This is a genomic window from Flectobacillus sp. BAB-3569 (assembly GCF_002270355.1).
In the GTDB taxonomy this organism is placed as follows: Bacteria; Bacteroidota; Bacteroidia; order Cytophagales; family Spirosomataceae; genus Flectobacillus; species Flectobacillus roseus.
On the sequence record NZ_NJFZ01000012.1, the window covers coordinates 207,880 to 225,093 of the forward strand.

Consider the following 17,214-nt stretch of genomic DNA (forward strand, 5'->3'; position numbering starts at 1 on the left):
TTGTGATGTTTGCTAAGTGATTTTTAATATTATCTCATTTTAAACACCCCTATTAATATGCTCAATCCCGCTAAACATCAAAACTATGAAATCTTAAATTTGCTTGGTTATGGATTAGCTAAGTTTGACAATAACTTTATCAAAGAATTCAGTTTTGAGACTAAAAGCTCATTTTTTGAGTATTTTGTACAGCTGAATATTGTAGAAACTGGAAGTGTAGTTAAGAATCGAATGGATTTATTTGACCCTTTTTTTGATAATGGACGAAAAGGTTGGTGGCAAAAAGGTGATGCATACATTCATCGTAAACAATTAATTGATAGTTTGTTGGGCTTTGAAGATGTGAAAGGTTTCTCAAACATTGTGAAACTATTTTTACAAGAAAAATATCAAATAAATGATTTTGTTGCCAAAGTAAAACCTATTACACAAAGCCGATTTAGAAAACTTCAAGAAACTGGACTTGAAGCAGAGTTGTACTTTATGAATAACTATAAAAATATCGCAGGTTTTGAAGATGGTGAGTTATTGGATGCACGATTGTATGGAGATGGATACGACTTTGAACTAGATGTGAACCCACAGAATTTTTTGATAGAGGTGAAAGGAGTAAGAGAAAAAAAAGGAAATATTCGTCTCACACAAAAAGAGTATCAAAAAGCAAAAGAGTATACCAAGGACTATATCTTAACAATTATCCTTAATCTTAACGATACACCCAAAATAGTAACAGTAGATAATCCTGTGAATTGTTTAGCATTTGAAGAGGTTATTCGTAAAACGGAAGAAATAAAAGAGTATCACTTAGTTTCTAAAATATGCTAAGCACTACAGAAAAAATAGCAATTCTTGAAGAACTATTAGTTAAACAAGAAAATAGCTACTCGGATTCTATTCGTGAAGAATTGTATGTTGAACTTATTGAAAATCAAAAAGCATATTATTTTCTCAAGGATTTTTCCACCCAACAAGAAATTCAAGATATACTAAATACCTTGATTCATAGAGTAATCATGTACGAACATGAGGAGGATATCAAGGATATAGTTGATGGGTTTGTATTTAGGTAAATTAAAGATAAAAGATCTCTAATACTTTGCTCCACCGTTGTACAACCATTTTCTAAAAAATCCGTCTCAATTTCAAAATACCAAACTATTTGAAAATAGTTTCAAGGATAAGTTAATAATAGCATAGCTCCGTAGGAGCGACAGTTTGGTAGTATTTTCGATATGAATTATAATCATTTAAGCGCCGTAGGTGCGACAGAAAACAAACCATATTCTGTCGCACCTACGGCGCTTTTTAATATTCTCCTGTTAGATCATTGCTACCAAACTGTCGCACCTACGGTGCTGATATATTTCCGTGTGTCTTGCCTGCTAGCACTTGCTTCCTATCCAGCACTAACATTTTCTACGAATTTTATCCTCAATTGCAGCAATAGAATTGTAAGCTTCACCCAAAATAGGCGGATACGGAAAGTGCTAAATAAAAAGCAAACTAATCTTCTGGAAGAATTAGTGTTTTGCTGTCATGTTTCTTTTTGTTTAGGGAAAACCAATAGTTTAATTGAATTGATAATGAATTGGTTGTTACTCTAATTGGAGATGCCATACCTGTAAGAGGGGAAATATTGCTATCTCTTAAATCAGAAATACCTAAGTTGTATTTCACTTTCAGAGAGATTGGCAATTTTATGTAGGATTGTAAATTCAAATCTGCCGCGGCTAAAATTCCCCAATTAAAAGAACTATAGTTTGTTACAGTTCCATTGTTACATTGATAAGTACAAGTATCAGTTCCTATAATCTTCGTTGTTATATAAGGGGTAAGTATTTTGCCTAAAAATACACCTACGCCGAAAGACAGACTGCTAAATTTTATTCTTTTCAAATTGAGTTTTGAATTGAAAGATAAATCGGACTGAATATAGGGGAGAATAAAATCATCTTGGTATTGTATACCCGCCACAAATGGGTTATAGTATTTATCTATTTTACCAATCCTTACAAAGTCAGTTTGTAGTTTGATTTTATAATTTTTATGAATATTTCTGACAATAGCCACCCCAAAAATTGGTCTTATTAATGTCTTATTCGAAAATAATCTATTAATTGTTCCGTAATGAGAAGTTATTACTCCCATTTCTGGACTTATTTCCCAACTCGGTTCAATGATATTTTGTGAGATACCAGATAAATTAATTAAGGATACGAGAATTATTCCCAACAATAGTCGGATTGTGTAGCGTACTTTGATTTTCATATAAGTTTAGTTTTATCCTTGATGTAGTTACAAGAATATATTTCAAATAAAGATAAATGTAGAATTTTGCATTTAAAAAGAAATAAATATAATATTTCCCCTTGCTATCGCTAAATTCCAAGCTAGTACTCATATTTTCTAGGGATTCTATCCTAATTTTAGAAAGTTGAATCATTTGAAAATAGGTGTTAAGAATTTGTATTGATAAAGTGCCTTAGGAACGACTGTCGTACCTCGGAGCGTTTTAGTTATCCTGCAAAAAAGATTGTATTATTGCCTAGTTCGAGACTTGGTCTCGGACTAGCTTTTGTTTCAGTTTAGGAACAGTATAAAAAATGAGTCCAAGACTAAGTCTTGAACTAGTAATCTAGCACCGCTAGTGCTGGCTTCCAAGCCAGTACTCACATTTTCTAAGGATTCTATCCTAATTTCTAATAGTTGAATCATTTGAAAATAATGTATAAGGATAAAATTATAAGGATAAAGCTCCGTTCTAAACTAAAAAACATTAAATTTCGCTATTGCTATTACAACAAGCTTTCAACCAATCCTCCTTTTACCTTTGATATACTGAAAGGATTAAATGAATACTATGTGAATAAAGGATACTTTTCTTTAGGCTGCAAAACGAAGATTTCAATATGATCTAAACTACATTTATAATAAAATATGAGTACGCTAAACAAAGGTGAATATTCTGGGAATATCTTAAATTTAGTTGAATTTGAGGGCATCATAACGAGCAAAACTGCCTATCATGACAAGGTCGATCAGTCTTACCATTATCATGCAAATCCGCATTTGAGTTTTATCATTAATGGAGCGCATTTGGAACGGAAAAACAATCAAACAGCTGTTAAAACTTCAAAGGATGTTTTGTTTTATCACTCTGGAGAATTTCACCAAACAATTCCATTTACACCAGATACTAAAAACCTGAATCTTGAAATTGATTCCGATTTTTTGCAAAAACATGATATTTCGGAAGAGTTATTAGAAAAAGCAGTGCTAAAAAACGTAAGAAGCAAGCTGTTTATGCTCAAACTAAATTCAGAACTCAATTTCAACGATGGCTTAACTCAAACTGCACTACATTCACTTATATTAGATTTTGTTGCCGAAGCAGATGTCAAAGATTATCAACAGATTTTATGGTGTACAAAACTTGAAGAGTTTTTAAATGACAACTGGAATCTTAATCACAGTCTTGAAGAGTTATCGATTTTACTGGGTGTACATCCTGTGACGATATCAAAGCATTTTCCAAAGTACATCGGCTGCACCATTAGTGAATACGTAAGAATAATAAGAATCACGCGAAGTTTAGATTTATTAAAATCATCGAATCAATCTTTGACTGAGATTGCACTTTTTTGCGGATTCTCAGATCAGAGTCATTTTTTGCGAACCTTCAAACATTTGACTGGACTCAATCCAAAATCATTCAGAAATTTTTAATCAGGCTAATTTTGTTCTATTTTACGAGTTGGGAGGTTTGTTATTTTGCACCAAATCAAACTTCTCAAACATGAAAAAACTATTTTTTATCCTATCTTTTTTACTCTGTCAATGTTCATTTGCCCAAAAAACGTTGCCAATTCTTAAGTCTAATGCCAAGACCATTAAGATTAGAGAAGGAAAATCCGAAATTCACGAGCAGCATCCTATCGCCAAGGCCAATCCTGATGTGTATGTCCCGAAACCATTTACAAAAACACAAGAAATAACTTATATCTCAGATATTGATTCAATCACTTTCAAGGTTGAGATGAATAAAATAGTTGATTTTTTGATAGTTCAAAATGGAAAGGATACCATCAAAACACAAATTAACACCAATAAAAATCAAGTTATTAGCTATCCAAAATACGCTTATACCAAGAACAAGTCAGCAAAGCATGATACCATCCCCTTTAGCATAGGGGAGGACAGTCGAATTTATTTGAAAGGAAGTATCAATAATTCTGACACGCTTACCTTTTTGTTTGATACAGGCGCTTCTGGTGTAGTATTATCTTCGCCATTGATCAATAAAAAAGTGAATGTAAAAATTGATGGTTCGGTTCTAAATGTTGGAACAGATGGAATGGAAAGAGTGCCTACAAGCGCTCAAAATACTTTAAAAATACAGGGATTAACCTGGAATCAAGTACCACTTCTAGCAATAGATTTCGGAGATTCCCCCTTCGATGCTGTGTTGGGTTGGGTGGCTTTTCAGAATAAAGTTATAAAAATCAACTATGAAACAAAAAAAATGATTGTGTATGACTCATTACCACCTATTTCTGGTGATTTTAGAAAGGTTGATTTTAGATTAATTGATGGTATACCTTATATAAAATGCAAGATGATTGTGAATAATACTGAATACGAAGAATGGTTTGATTTCGATTCGGGTTCGGATGGTTCACTCAGTATTTCGAAGGAATATTTTATCAACAATAATTTAGCTGATAAGCTAAAAAAGCTGGGAGAATCTGGTTCGATTGGAACTACGGGTATCAATATTGTAACAGATGTTGTATTGTTAAGAAGACTAAAAATAGCGGATTTTGAGCTATATAATATCCAGTTGAGTGTCCCTCAAAAAGATCCTGATACACCAGATAGACTGGGAAATATTGGTAATCTAATCTTGAAACGCTTCACAACAATCATCGATTTTAGGAATAATTGTATGTATCTCAATCCGAATAACTTGATGTATTCACGGATGGATTAAAATTTGCTTGCGCTGCTAGTGCTGGCTTTCTAGCCAGTACTAGCCATTTTTCAAAATTTACCCCTAAATTTAATCGCCAGTAAAGCCGATTAAACGCTGAATTTTCCTGTTGTTTTTTGTCATCAAATTGTCATCATTCTTTTTCTAAAGTGTTTTGGTTTACTCTTGAAAAAACTTGTAATTTGGCAATCTAGGAGATTTTCTCATGATAAACACTTTAACATATCTCACATGAAAAACAACATTTTCAAACTCGCCACTCTTGTATTATTCACTTTTGTTGTTGCGGTAAATGCCTCGTTGGCACAAGCACCAAAACGTATCGATTTTGCAAAGGAAGGTTCTAATTCTTTGGTATGGGAACAAAAAGTTGAAGCTAACAGCAGTAAAAGTTTTGTGTTCAAAGCAACGAAAGGACAAGTATTGACATTGAGTTTTATTGACGATACCAAAAAAGGTATGATGGAATTAGGTAAAGAGTCGATTGAGCCAAATGCTGACCCTTATCAGGCTACTATTTCGGTGACGAAAGATTATACTTTTATGGTTAAAAATAATAGTCCTAAAAAAACAAGCTTTAGAATTGCCATTAGTTTGGAGGACCCGAAAGCGAAAAAGAAATAAACAGCATAACTATTCAGTAGCAAAATCCCCAGTGATGACTTAAAAAACATTGCTGGGGATTTTTTGTTATACAGATACTTCTGTATTATTTTTGATTAAATATTGGAAAAGTACTATTATTATGTTGGTAAGTATTTTTGCTTTTCAATCGATTTCTGATGTATTTCGGCACTATGTTTCCGTTTATTAAAATTTATTACAGTATTATTGGATGATTATGATACAATAATAATCCAAAAGTTATATTTTCTTGAAATTATTGAGTAGATTTATACTAGTATCCGATTTGGAATTAGTTACCTTATGATAAATGATTGAATGACTACAAAGACTTTATATGATGAAAAAGAACTACTTATTCATGCCTCTAATGGTAGTGAAGAGGCATTTTCTTTGATTTTTCATACGTATAAAAATAAGCTTTATGGTTATTTGTTTCGAATTACTGAATCTAGCGATGTGGCGGAGGATATTATACAAGAGATTTTTTTGAAACTCTGGAAAGATAAAGCTGATTTAGTAAACATTATTTCTTTTGATTCCTATCTGTTTAGAATGGCAAAAAATTATGCCATTAATTCCTTCAAATCCAGAGCTCGTCAAGCTTTGTTGTATGTCGAGTACCTCGAAACCCAAACTGAGGAGGACTACAGCACGGATCATAAAATTCAGTTTGAAGAAACACAATTTTTGCTTCAACAAATTGTTGAAACATTGCCTCCACAACAAAAATTGGTGTATCAATTAAGCCGAGAGCAATATCTCAAACATGATGAAATTGCGGAAATGCTTAATATTTCTCCACTTACCGTAAAAAATCACATTATTCAAGCCTTAAATACGATTAAGAAAAGCCTTAAATATCAGTCTGTTATCTTGATGGCTTTAGCTTTTTGGTACGAATTGAAAAAATAATTTATTTTTTTTCAATTTGACTAGTCCTATCCTTTTTGACAATTGTCTTCTTTTTGCTAACCTCTTCCGTGAGCCCTTCGGTTACGAATTTTGACCATTGGGATATTAAATAAAACCATAATCCAAAGGGAGTAAACTCCATAGAAGTGATATGCCTTCGACACGAATTGACTTTTTGATAGATAAATATTTTCAAAGCTCCTGTTCCGAAGAGGAATTGCAGGAGCTCATGAAGTGGGTAGATACCAGTTCTGAATTAGAATTAGGACAAAAACTCGCAGGTGTTTGGAAAAATTACAAATCTGAGGGCGTAATGCCCGAAGAAATGTCAGAAAGAATCTTGAATAATATTTTTAATCATCAGGACGATGAAACGCCTGTGGAGGAGGAGTATCAGGAGGTGAGTTTTTGGCGAACCACTTATGGCATGGCTGCCTCGGTGGCATTGCTCATAGGTTTGAGTTTTTTTGGTTGGTTACAGTACAACGTAAATTTAAAGAGAACCGAAAACCGAATTGTAGAAGTAAAATCGTTTGAACAACACGATGTGCTCCCAGGGGGAGATAAGGCTGTTTTGACACTAGATGATGGCTCGAAAGTAGTTTTAGATAATTCTGCTAATGGAAGTTTGGGTAAGCAAGGAGAAACAGATATTCGTAAAACCCAAAGTGGTAAAGTCGTTTATGAAGGTGGACAAGTAGCCGCGACTAAGCCAATGTATAATACCTTGACAACACCCAAAGGTGGTCAATATCAGGTGGTATTGTCAGATGGTACGAAAGTATGGCTTAATGCTGCTTCTAGCTTGAGATTTCCTACAGCGTTTACTGGTAATGAACGAAGAGTAGAAATGACAGGGGAGGTATACTTCGAAGTGGCGAAAAATCCAAAAATGCCTTTTAAAGTAGTAACCCAAGGACAAGAGGTTGAAGTTTTGGGAACACACTTTAATGTGATGGCATTTCAGAACGAAAAAGTGATTAAAACAACTTTGCTAGAAGGTTCGGTAAAAGTAAGTAATAATGAAAAGACGACTATTTTACAACCTGGTCAGCAATCAAAAGTTGGTATCAATAGCAATATTTTCAGAACGGTCAATGATGTGAATATTGAAGAGGAATTGGCATGGAAGAACGGCTATTTCCAATTTAATGATGCCAGTCTAGAGCAGGTAATGCGTCAAATTGAGCGCTGGTACGATGTTGATATTGAATATGTTGGTAAAATATCCAACGAGCATTTTACGGGAAAGCTTCCTCGCAATACCAATCTCTCGAATGTGCTAAAGATTCTGTCTATGAGTGAAGTTGATTTTAAAATAGAGGGCAAAAAGATTATTATTACTCCATAAGTGAAGTTTACTACTGAGTACAAATAGGGTGGAATTGCGTTCGTGGAAATTGATTTCCTATTAACTATGAAAAAAAATGAGCATCAATAGATTAGTAAATTACAAATACAATTTTAAGTCGACTGAGATACTGTATTTGTAAACTTAAGTAATCATGCAAAATAAGATTTGATCAACTGAGTATGTAAGGTTATGAAATTTTAAATTTTCATTCACAATTCATAACTCATAATTCAGCACTAATACTTATATCCTTTTAACTAGAACAGTGCCCGTGACGCTTATTTCACGACAAGACATTGAACAAAGAAAAAGCGAAAACGCTGGCACGTCTTCGCTTACATTCGGAGTTTGATAAAAATCAGTTTTCCAAGTATCTTATTTTTTAAACCCCAAACAAAAGTATGAATCGCAATCCTATTTTCCAAATTAGGCTGGATTTGCCATGCCTTTCGGCTTCCTGTCGTGGGCACTTTTCCACAAAACTTTACAGGGTCATGAAACTAACCTTTATTTTATCGCTTACGATATGTTTACAGGTAAGTGCAGTTAGTTTTTCGCAGAGATTTAATATTAATCTTCGAAATGCTAGTGTTACACAGGTTTTTAAAGAAATTGAACGTCAAAGCGGTTATACTTTTTGGTATAAATCCGATTTGTTGCAAAAGTCTGATAAAGTAACCGTTTCGTTGAAAAACGCCAAACTTGAAGAAGTTCTTGAATCATGTTTTGCTAATGAGAAAATCGCATACTCTATTGTTGACAAAACTATTGTATTGAAACCTGCCAAAGTGGCGCCTGTATTGGCACCTGTCGAGGTGGTGGCAACTCCTGTAAAAGGTAAAGTAACCTCATCGACTGACGGTAAGCCTTTGGTTGGCGTGAGTGTGGCTGTGAAGGGTACTACTCGTGGTACTACTACCGATGCTAATGGGGAATTTTCGCTAAATGCATCAAAGAATGAAACGCTTGTGTTTTCATACATTGGCTTTAATGGCAAAGAGGTAGCCGTTGGTAATCAAACATTTATTACGCTTGCTTTACAAGAATCTGCTACTTCATTAACTGAGGTTGCAGTGGTTGGATATGGTAGCCAATCACGCAAAAACTTATCAAGTGCTGTAAGTTCTGTAAAAACAGAAGAATTGAATAAAGGCGCAATGACTGACGTAGGTCAGTTGCTTCAAGGTAAAGTGCCAGGATTGAACATCACAGCAAGTGGTGACCCTAACAAGCCTGCCGCAGTGGTTATGCGTGGTGCGTCTACATTAAATAGCTCGCAAGGTCCATTTTATGTAATTGATGGAGTGCCAGGTGCTGATATTTCAACGATCGCACCAGATGACATTGCTACAATTGACGTATTGAAAGATGCTGCTGCTACTGCAATTTATGGTAACCGTGCTGCCAATGGGGTAATCATGGTAACTACTAAAAAAGGAAAAGCAGGACAAATGCAAGTTTCATATAGCTCATTCATCAGTGCTGAAAAAGTATCTAGCAGATTAAACATGATGAATGCAGACCAATTGACAGATTTTTTGAAAAAACAGGTGTTGGTCTAACGGATAAAGATGATTTGGGTGCAAGTACGGACTGGCAATCAGCTATTCAGAAAAGTACAGCTATTTCGACGAACCATAACTTATCGGTATCAGGTGGTGGCGAGCATAGCAACTATAGTGTAAGTTTAAACTATGTTAAAAAGGACGGTATCCTTTTAAATAGCTCATTGGAAAGAGTAATTGGACGTTTGTCGGTAGAACAATACGCTTTAAAAGATAAATTGAAATTAGGCTTCTCGGTAACTAATTCAACGAGTGATGCGGAGGATATTCCTTATAGAAATACGGTTTTGTTGCAATCAACCTTGTATTTGCCTGTATCTCCAATCTTAAGAAGTGACGGTACTTATTTCGAGAATCTTCAAAATAATAATTATTACAACCCTGTGGCTATGATTAATAATAGCCAAATGAATACAAAGTACAGTAATTTGATTGGAAGTTTCAAAGCTGAATTAAAATTACCTTTTGGATTGACGTATAATTTGAACCTTTCTTATCTTAACTCAAATAGCCTATCAGGAAGTTTTTACAATAGTTATTATACAACTAATTACAACAATATGTATGATAACCCAGATCCAGGTTTGGGATTCCATACTAATCAACTTTTTGGAAAAAATGGACAGGCGAACCGTAGTTCATATCAAAATACTTCTAAAATCTTAGAAACGTATTTGACTTGGAATAAAGAATTCGGTGAGCACTCTATTGACGCTGTAGTTGGTTACTCTTGGCAAAACAACAAAATTGGTGAAGGTTTTCAAGTAACGACCAGTAATATGCCAGTAGATAATATCGGCTATAACAACTTGGCTTTGAGTAATCCTTACGGTATTTCAGGTTACCAGATTAGCTTCGGTCCTGATGGAGTTTACCAAGAAACAAGATTAATCTCTGACTTTGCTCGTTTGAACTACAACTACAAAAGTAAATACTTGTTACAAGCTTCGGTACGTAGAGATGGTAGTTCGGTATTTGGTGCAAACAATCAATGGGGGGTATTCCCATCGGTTGGGGTAGCTTGGAGATTAAGTCAGGAGAATTTCTTAGAAGGACAGAACATCTTTGACGACTTGAAGTTAAGAGCAAGTTATGGTGTAACTGGTAACGCCTCAGGCTTTAATGCTTATACTTCTCAGTTTATCTCAGGAAGCTTAGGAACATATTATTATAACGGAGCCTTGACAGGTGCTTTTGGTCCAACGAAGGCTGCAAACCCTGATTTGCAATGGGAAAAAACTTCAACTACCAACATCGGTTTAGATTTTACTTTAGCAAAAAGTCAACTATCTGGTTCGATTGAATTTTATAACAAAAACACTACAGGTATGATTTATTCATACAGTGTTGACCCAATCAAAGTACCAACAGGTAGTATTGTTGCTAACGGTGGAAGTATCAATAACAAAGGGGTCGAGTTGACTTTAAATGCTAAATTGATTCAACAAGGTGCGTTCTCATGGAATAGTACATTGAACTTGGCACATAACAGCAACGTAATTACAAGTTTGACAAATCCGCTTTTTGCAGGTGGTGACTCAGTATTATTGTCACGTCCAGAAGGTGGAGGCCAATCGGGTCGTTCTTTACAGATTTTGAAAGCAGGTCGCCCATTAGGTCAGTTCTTTGCTTTGGAATATGCAGGAAAAAATGCCAGTGGAGTATCTCAATTTGTAGGTGCTGATGGTAAGTTGACAACAACACCAGTAGATGGAAAGGATTACAAATATTTGGGAAGTGCTCAGCCAAAATTGCTATTGGGTTGGAACAACACCTTCAAGTATGGTAATTTTGATTTGAATGTATTTATCCGTGGTGTCTTTGGAAACAAGATTTTCAATGCAACTCGTGCCGATTTATTCAGACCAAATACAGCACAATATGCTAATATCTTGGTGGATGCAGGCAATGAATCTGCTGCTGATTACAATGCTTATTTCTACTCTTCACGCTTTATTGAGGATGGAAGTTTTATCCGATTTGATAATGCTACTTTGGGTTATAATTTCAAGAAAATTGGAGTTCTTAGAAATCTTCGCGTGTATGGTTCTGTAAACAACTTGTTTGTTATCACAGGTTACAAGGGTATTGATCCAGAGGTAAACCAAGGTGGAATCGCGCCAGGGGTAGATTACAACAACTTCTATCCAAAAACTCGTACCTTCTTGTTAGGTGTTAATGTATCATTCTAATCCTCTTTTAGTTGAAATCATGAAAAAGACATTTTTACATATACTCGCAATCATTTTGATGTCGGGAGCTATGTTCTCCTGCCACGATTTGTATGTTCCTGTTACGACAGAACTTACTCCTGATGTATTCCCCTCAAATGCAGCTCAATATATTTCTGCGTCTGGCCCAGCCTATGTGGCGTTGAGAGGAAATTATGCTGTTGAATATTTTCAACAACAGTCTTTTAGTACAGATGAAACAATCATGCCTGCACGTGGTGGTAACTGGTTTGACGGTGGTCAAAACCAAACTATGCACTATCACACATGGACGCAAGACAACGGTTATTTGAATGGTAACTGGTACTGGATGTCGACGATTATTGGTGTTTCTAACCAAACTATCAATATTTTGAGAACAACAATGCCGTCTGGTGCAGCAAAAAATACAGGTATTGCCGAAATCAAAATGGTAAGGGCTTTTGCTTATTACATGATGATGGATAATTATGGAAATGTGCCTTTGGATACATTGTATGGTGATTTTACACCAAAAACAAATACGCCAAGAGCACAAGTTTTTGATTTTGTTGAAAAAGAAATCCAATCATGTATTCCATTTTTAAGTGAGGTAAATGATGTAACTCAGTATGGTCGTCCGAACAAATGGACTGCTTATGCACTTTTGGCGAAGATGTATTTGAATGCTGAAGTATATACAGGTACAAAACGTTACGATGATTGTATTGCAGCTTGTGATAAGGTGATTGCTTCTGGAAAGTATTCAATTGAACCGAGAGCTTCTTATTTGCAGATGTTTTATCCAAACAACGGACCACAAATGAAGGAGTTTATCTTTGCGATTCCATACAATCCGACGATGTCTAATAGCTTCCCATTCCGTTCGGTAAATATTCACGCTCGTTACCAAGTACCAAGAAGTATGGCAAAACGCTTCAGTATGCCATATACTCCAGCAGGTTCGGCAAGTACATTGCCTGAGTACTATGCTTATTTCAATGACTCGAAAGACGTTCGTAATGGTCAATGGTTAACAGGATTGCAGTATATGGCAGATGGTGTGACTCCAATTACTGTGACGACTACAAATTTAGGATATGACCAATTCTATAAAGGAAGCAACCCAACAGAGGTGAAAACATTCCAAGTGAATCTAACACCTGATATCGTTTTGCGTCAAAGTGTTGCATCATTTGATGCTGGTAATGATGAAGTTGCATGGAACATGGGATATCGTAATATCAAGTTTTATCCTGATGCTACTTCTTTGAACCGTGACCAAAATAACGACGTTCCTGTATTCCGTTATTCTGACATTTTGATGATGAAAGCAGAGGCAATTTTGCGTGGTGGTGCTCCTACAGGTGGTGCAACGGCAGTTTCTTTGGTTAATCAAGTTCGTTCAGAACGTACTACTTCTCCTGCCTTGACGACAATCGACTTGGAAGGAATATATGCAGAACGTGTAAGAGAATTTGCTTTTGAATCGTGGCATCGCAATGATATGATTCGTTTTGGAAAATTTGAAAACAAGTGGGGTTTCAAAACTAACGCAGACACTTACCGTAGAATTTTCCCAATTCCACGTAATGCCTTGCAATTGAATCCAAACTTGAAGCAAAACCCAGGCTATTAATAAGTGATGAGTTGCGAGTGTAGAGTTTTGAAAAATAACCTCAAATTTGCAACCACATCACGATTGCCAAATGAATTAAAATTTATTGAATAAGTAAATCACTCTCATAAATTTTGAAATAGCGTATAATAAAATACGTTAGTGCTTTGTTATACCTCTGACAAGTCGAGATTAGCTTGTCAGAGGTATTCAAAATCTTACTATCTATCCCACCTTTCAAAGTCTTCAAAAGTGACGGGACTTTGTCTATTCAACTTAATTATAATACCTCAATGAAAACATTTTACCAAACTCTCAAAATTTGTGGCATATTGCTGGGTCTATTTGTAGGCGCAGATGCAATGGCACAGTTAAATTTAAAAGAATCGCAGGCTCTCATCGGACGCGTAATTCCTCAAAGAGCACAATCATTTGTGGTTGAGTCCCTTTCTGCCTCTGCACCAAAAGACCTTTTCGAAATAGAAAGTAAAAACAATAAGATTATATTGCGAGGAAATAACGGTGTATCTGTAGCCTCAGCTTTGTATTACTACCTTACTGAGTACTGTCATTGCCAAATTACATGGAATGGTGAAAACCTTGATATGCCAACTAAATTGCCACAACTTACCCAAAAAATCACTAAGACTACGCCATATCAATACCGTTATTATCTCAACTATTGCACATTCAACTATAGTATGTCATGGTGGAATTGGGAAAGATGGCAAAAAGAAATTGACTGGATGGCGATGCACGGCATTAATATGCCATTGGCTATAACAGGTGAAGAATATACATGGAGAGAAGTGTACAATGAAATGGGTTTTTCTGATAATGACCTGAAAGACTTTTTTAGTGGACCTGCCTATTTCTCATGGTTTTGGATGGGAAACTTAGACGGTTGGGGTGGTCCATTGCCAGTAAGCTGGATGAAATCCCACAAAGATTTGCAGGTGAAAATCTTACAAAGAGAAAGAGCTTTGGGCATGACGCCTGTATTGCCTGCTTTTACAGGTCACGTACCAGCAGCATTTAAAAAGAAATATCCTAACGCCAAACTAAAAGCTACAAACTGGACTAATGGCTTTGGAGATACCTATATTCTTGATTCGGAAGACCCGCTTTTTGCAGAATTAGGGAAAAAGTTTATTGATAAACAAACCAAACTTTTTGGTACAAATCACTTGTATTCGGCTGATACCTTTAACGAAAATGAGCCTCCCACCGATGAGCCTGCCTATTTATCAAAATTGAGTGCAAGGATTTATGAAGGTATCCGTCAGGCCGATCCAAAAGGTATTTGGGTGATGCAAGGATGGTTGTTTTACAGTGATAGAAAATTCTGGAAAGCGCCTCAAATCGAAGCTTTATTGAATGCTGTACCAAACGACAAAATGCTACTTCTAGACTTGGCGACTGAAATAGAGCCTGTGTGGAAGCGTACCGATGCTTTTTATGGAAAGCCTTGGATTTGGAATATGCTCAATAATTTTGGAGGAAATGTCAATCTTTTCGGACGCATGGAAGGTGTAGCTTCTGGGCCAGCATTGGCACTAAACGATCCCAATTCAAAGAATTTGCAGGGTATAGGTTTGACTATGGAAGCCATTGAACAAAATCCAGTGATTTATGAATTAATGATGCAGCATACTTGGCAAACAACTCCAGTAAATTTGGACGAGTGGTTGGTGAAATATGCCAAAAATAGGTATAAAACAGATGATAAATCTTTGGTAGAAGCATGGCAAATTCTAAGAAAAACAGTTTACAATGGCAAGGATATTCGTGATGGTGCCGAGTCTATTGTTACTGGTCGTCCTACGTTTGATTCCACTACGATTTGGACTCGTACAAGATTGAATTATCCGCCAAAGGAGCTTTTACCTGCTTGGGATTTATTTATTGAAGCTTCCAAAATAGGAGTAAACGCAGATGGATTTCAGTATGATGTGGTAGATGTTACTCGTCAGGTATTAGCGAATTATGCCTTGATTTTACAGAAAAAATGGAAAGATTCTTACAAAAGTAAAAATGCAGCGCAGTTCAAAGTCGACTCAGAAGCTTTTCTTACTTTGATTTCTGACATGGATGCTTTATTAGCAACCCGAAAAGATTTTATGCTTGGTCCTTGGATTAGCTCAGCTAGAACTTGGGGTACTACACCACAAGAAAAAGCACTTTACGAGCAAAATGCGAGAGACTTGGTTACGCTTTGGGGCGATGCCAACAGTCCATTGCACGAGTACTCTAATCGCCAGTGGAGCGGTTTGCTCAATGATTTTTATAAGCCACGTTGGTCACAGTTTTTTCAAGAGTTAACTAAGGCAATGTCTGAAAATAAGGAGCCAGATTTGAAAGCTTTCGACGAGCAAATTCGTACTTGGGAATGGAAATGGGTAACTACACAAAAATCATTTCCATCAACCCCACAAGGAAGTAGCATCACTTTGGCTCAAAAACTACATTTGAAGTATCAAAGAGCCTTGGTTGAAGCATATAAATAGTGTCAATTCAAGCCCTTGTTGATGGCAACTACAACAAGAGCTTGAACCGCGGCTTCTTTGGAGTTTTTACAAAAGAAAATAGAAAACGTTTTTCGACAAACTATAATATGAGCAATCAGTCAAAAAATCTAAGACTCATTTCGCTGGATGCGCTTCGTGGGTTTGATATGTTTTGGATTATGAGTGGTGAGCATATCATTCATGCTTTGGCAGAAACTACGCATATCCCTGCATTTGAGTGGATGTCCGAACAACTGCATCATACAGCTTGGGACGGTATCACATTTTACGATATGATATTCCCATTGTTTTTGTTTATTGCAGGTGCCTCGATGCCTTTCTCTATGCAAAAGAAAGTGAATGAAGCATCCGTTGCAGAGGCTTATGAGTTGCCTTTCAACATTAAAAAGCCTCTGTATTGGAGTATGTTAAAGCGAACTATTACGCTAATATTTTTAGGTCTAGTGGTAAATGGTTTGTTTAAATGGAATGGTTACGAGCAGACAAGAATGGCGAGTGTATTGGGTAGAATTGGACTAGCATGGTTTTTTGCAGGTCTTATTTATCTAAATGCCAATACCCAAAAACAAGTGTATTGGTTTGTATTTATTCTAATACTTTATTGGGCTTTAATGAAACTGGTACCAGTGCCAGGATTTGGGGCAGGGGTACTTACGAAAGAAGGCTCATTAGAATCTTATATAGATAGATTGCTTTTGCCAGGAAGATTACATAGCAAGGTTTTTGACCCAGAAGGTTTACTCTCAACGCTTCCTGCCATTGGAACAGCACTTTTAGGCGTTTTTACCACTACTTTTTTAAGAAGTAAATACTATAATTCCTCGTATGGGAAAATTGCGGTATTGGCAATTGCGGGACTTGTTTTGGTCCTAATTGGCTTAGTGTGGGATTTGTCATTTCCGATTAATAAACGATTATGGTCAAGCTCGTTTGTTTGCTTAGTAGGTGGATTTTCAATCTGGTTTTTTATCGTATTTTATTTGATTATCGACGTCTGGGGTTTTCAAAAATGGGCAGCACCGTTTATTTGGATTGGCTCAAACTCCATCTTGATTTATATGGCTTCAGAAGGTATCGTAAATTTTGGACATACTGCCAATTTCTTTTTTGGAGGAATTATTCAACACTGTCCAGAGCGTTGGCACAACGTTTTGACAGCTTGTGTCATTACATTGACACAAATTATATTACTGAGAGTTTTATATAAGAATAAGGTTTTTTTGAAAGTATAGAAGTGGAAGGAAACTGGTTAATAATGTCAAGGAGACATTATTAGAAATTGGGAGTATTATAGCAAACCCAATGCCAATAGAGGCATTGGGTTTCTTTATGGAAAGCAATTTTGTTAAATATCGGAAAGGAGAGTTTAACGGAAAAAGAGAGATTTTTTGCCCTCGTCGGAGTTTTCTCCAACGAGCCAAGCGAAAGCAA

At 35.9% G+C, this 17,214-nt stretch carries 13 protein-coding genes; 12 read left to right on the plus strand and 1 reads right to left on the minus strand.

Translation table 11 applies throughout. The annotated features are described in order from the left end of the window. Positions 1-57 precede the first annotated feature (57 nt). Positions 58-825, plus strand: a complete 768-nt coding sequence (locus BWI92_RS13105) for a DUF3883 domain-containing protein (RefSeq protein ID WP_095163708.1) — start codon at positions 58-60, stop codon at positions 823-825. Then, positions 819-1,070 carry a hypothetical protein gene (locus tag BWI92_RS13110; protein ID WP_095163709.1) on the plus strand — a complete coding sequence of 84 codons (252 nt, stop codon included), beginning with the start codon at positions 819-821 and terminating at the stop codon, positions 1,068-1,070. The genes BWI92_RS13105 and BWI92_RS13110 overlap by 7 nt, the downstream gene beginning before the upstream one ends. Before the next feature lie 433 nt (positions 1,071-1,503). Here the strand turns inward: BWI92_RS13110 and BWI92_RS13115 are convergent, their stop codons facing one another. After that, positions 1,504-2,268: a hypothetical protein gene (locus tag BWI92_RS13115; protein WP_095163710.1), complete on the minus strand. Its 765-nt coding sequence runs from the start codon at positions 2,266-2,268 to the stop codon at positions 1,504-1,506. Positions 2,269-2,937: 669 nt separating this feature from the next. On the opposite strand from BWI92_RS13115, the gene BWI92_RS13120 reads away from it, so the two are divergent. The 10 genes from BWI92_RS13120 (at position 2,938) to BWI92_RS13160 (ending at position 17,015) form a co-directional block, all read left to right on the plus strand. Further along, the gene (locus BWI92_RS13120; RefSeq protein ID WP_095163711.1) at positions 2,938-3,726 is read left to right on the plus strand and encodes a helix-turn-helix transcriptional regulator; all 789 of its coding nucleotides are present in this window, start codon (positions 2,938-2,940) and stop codon (positions 3,724-3,726) included. A gap of 70 nt (positions 3,727-3,796) precedes the next feature. Continuing rightward, positions 3,797-4,990, plus strand: coding sequence for a retropepsin-like aspartic protease (locus tag BWI92_RS13125; protein ID WP_095163712.1), 1,194 nt, complete (start codon positions 3,797-3,799; stop codon positions 4,988-4,990). A gap of 231 nt (positions 4,991-5,221) precedes the next feature. After that, entirely contained in the window at positions 5,222-5,614 is a 393-nt protein-coding gene (locus tag BWI92_RS13130) for a hypothetical protein (RefSeq protein WP_095163713.1), read from the plus strand. Positions 5,615-5,932: 318 nt separating this feature from the next. Then, positions 5,933-6,529 (plus strand): RNA polymerase sigma factor, encoded by a 597-nt coding sequence (locus BWI92_RS13135; RefSeq protein WP_095163714.1) that lies wholly within the window; start codon positions 5,933-5,935, stop codon positions 6,527-6,529. A 151-nt stretch (positions 6,530-6,680) separates the two neighbouring features. Further along, a complete protein-coding gene (locus tag BWI92_RS13140) occupies positions 6,681-7,880 on the plus strand; it encodes a FecR family protein (RefSeq protein ID WP_095163715.1) in 1,200 nt (399 codons plus the stop codon). 497 nt (positions 7,881-8,377) lie between these two features. Continuing rightward, complete coding sequence (locus BWI92_RS28225) at positions 8,378-9,445, plus strand: SusC/RagA family TonB-linked outer membrane protein (protein WP_229363025.1); 1,068 nt, start codon at positions 8,378-8,380, stop codon at positions 9,443-9,445. A gap of 14 nt (positions 9,446-9,459) precedes the next feature. Next, positions 9,460-11,640, plus strand: a complete 2,181-nt coding sequence (locus BWI92_RS13145) for a SusC/RagA family TonB-linked outer membrane protein (RefSeq protein WP_229363027.1) — start codon at positions 9,460-9,462, stop codon at positions 11,638-11,640. Positions 11,641-11,659: 19 nt separating this feature from the next. Continuing rightward, positions 11,660-13,276, plus strand: a complete 1,617-nt coding sequence (locus tag BWI92_RS13150) for a RagB/SusD family nutrient uptake outer membrane protein (RefSeq protein ID WP_095163761.1) — start codon at positions 11,660-11,662, stop codon at positions 13,274-13,276. Between the two features lie 272 nt (positions 13,277-13,548). Continuing rightward, a complete protein-coding gene (locus tag BWI92_RS13155) occupies positions 13,549-15,762 on the plus strand; it encodes an alpha-N-acetylglucosaminidase (RefSeq protein ID WP_095163762.1) in 2,214 nt (737 codons plus the stop codon). Then, positions 15,762-17,015 (plus strand): acyltransferase family protein, encoded by a 1,254-nt coding sequence (locus BWI92_RS13160; protein ID WP_229363029.1) that lies wholly within the window; start codon positions 15,762-15,764, stop codon positions 17,013-17,015. Before BWI92_RS13155 ends, BWI92_RS13160 begins: the two co-directional genes overlap by 1 nt. Positions 17,016-17,214 lie beyond the last annotated feature (199 nt).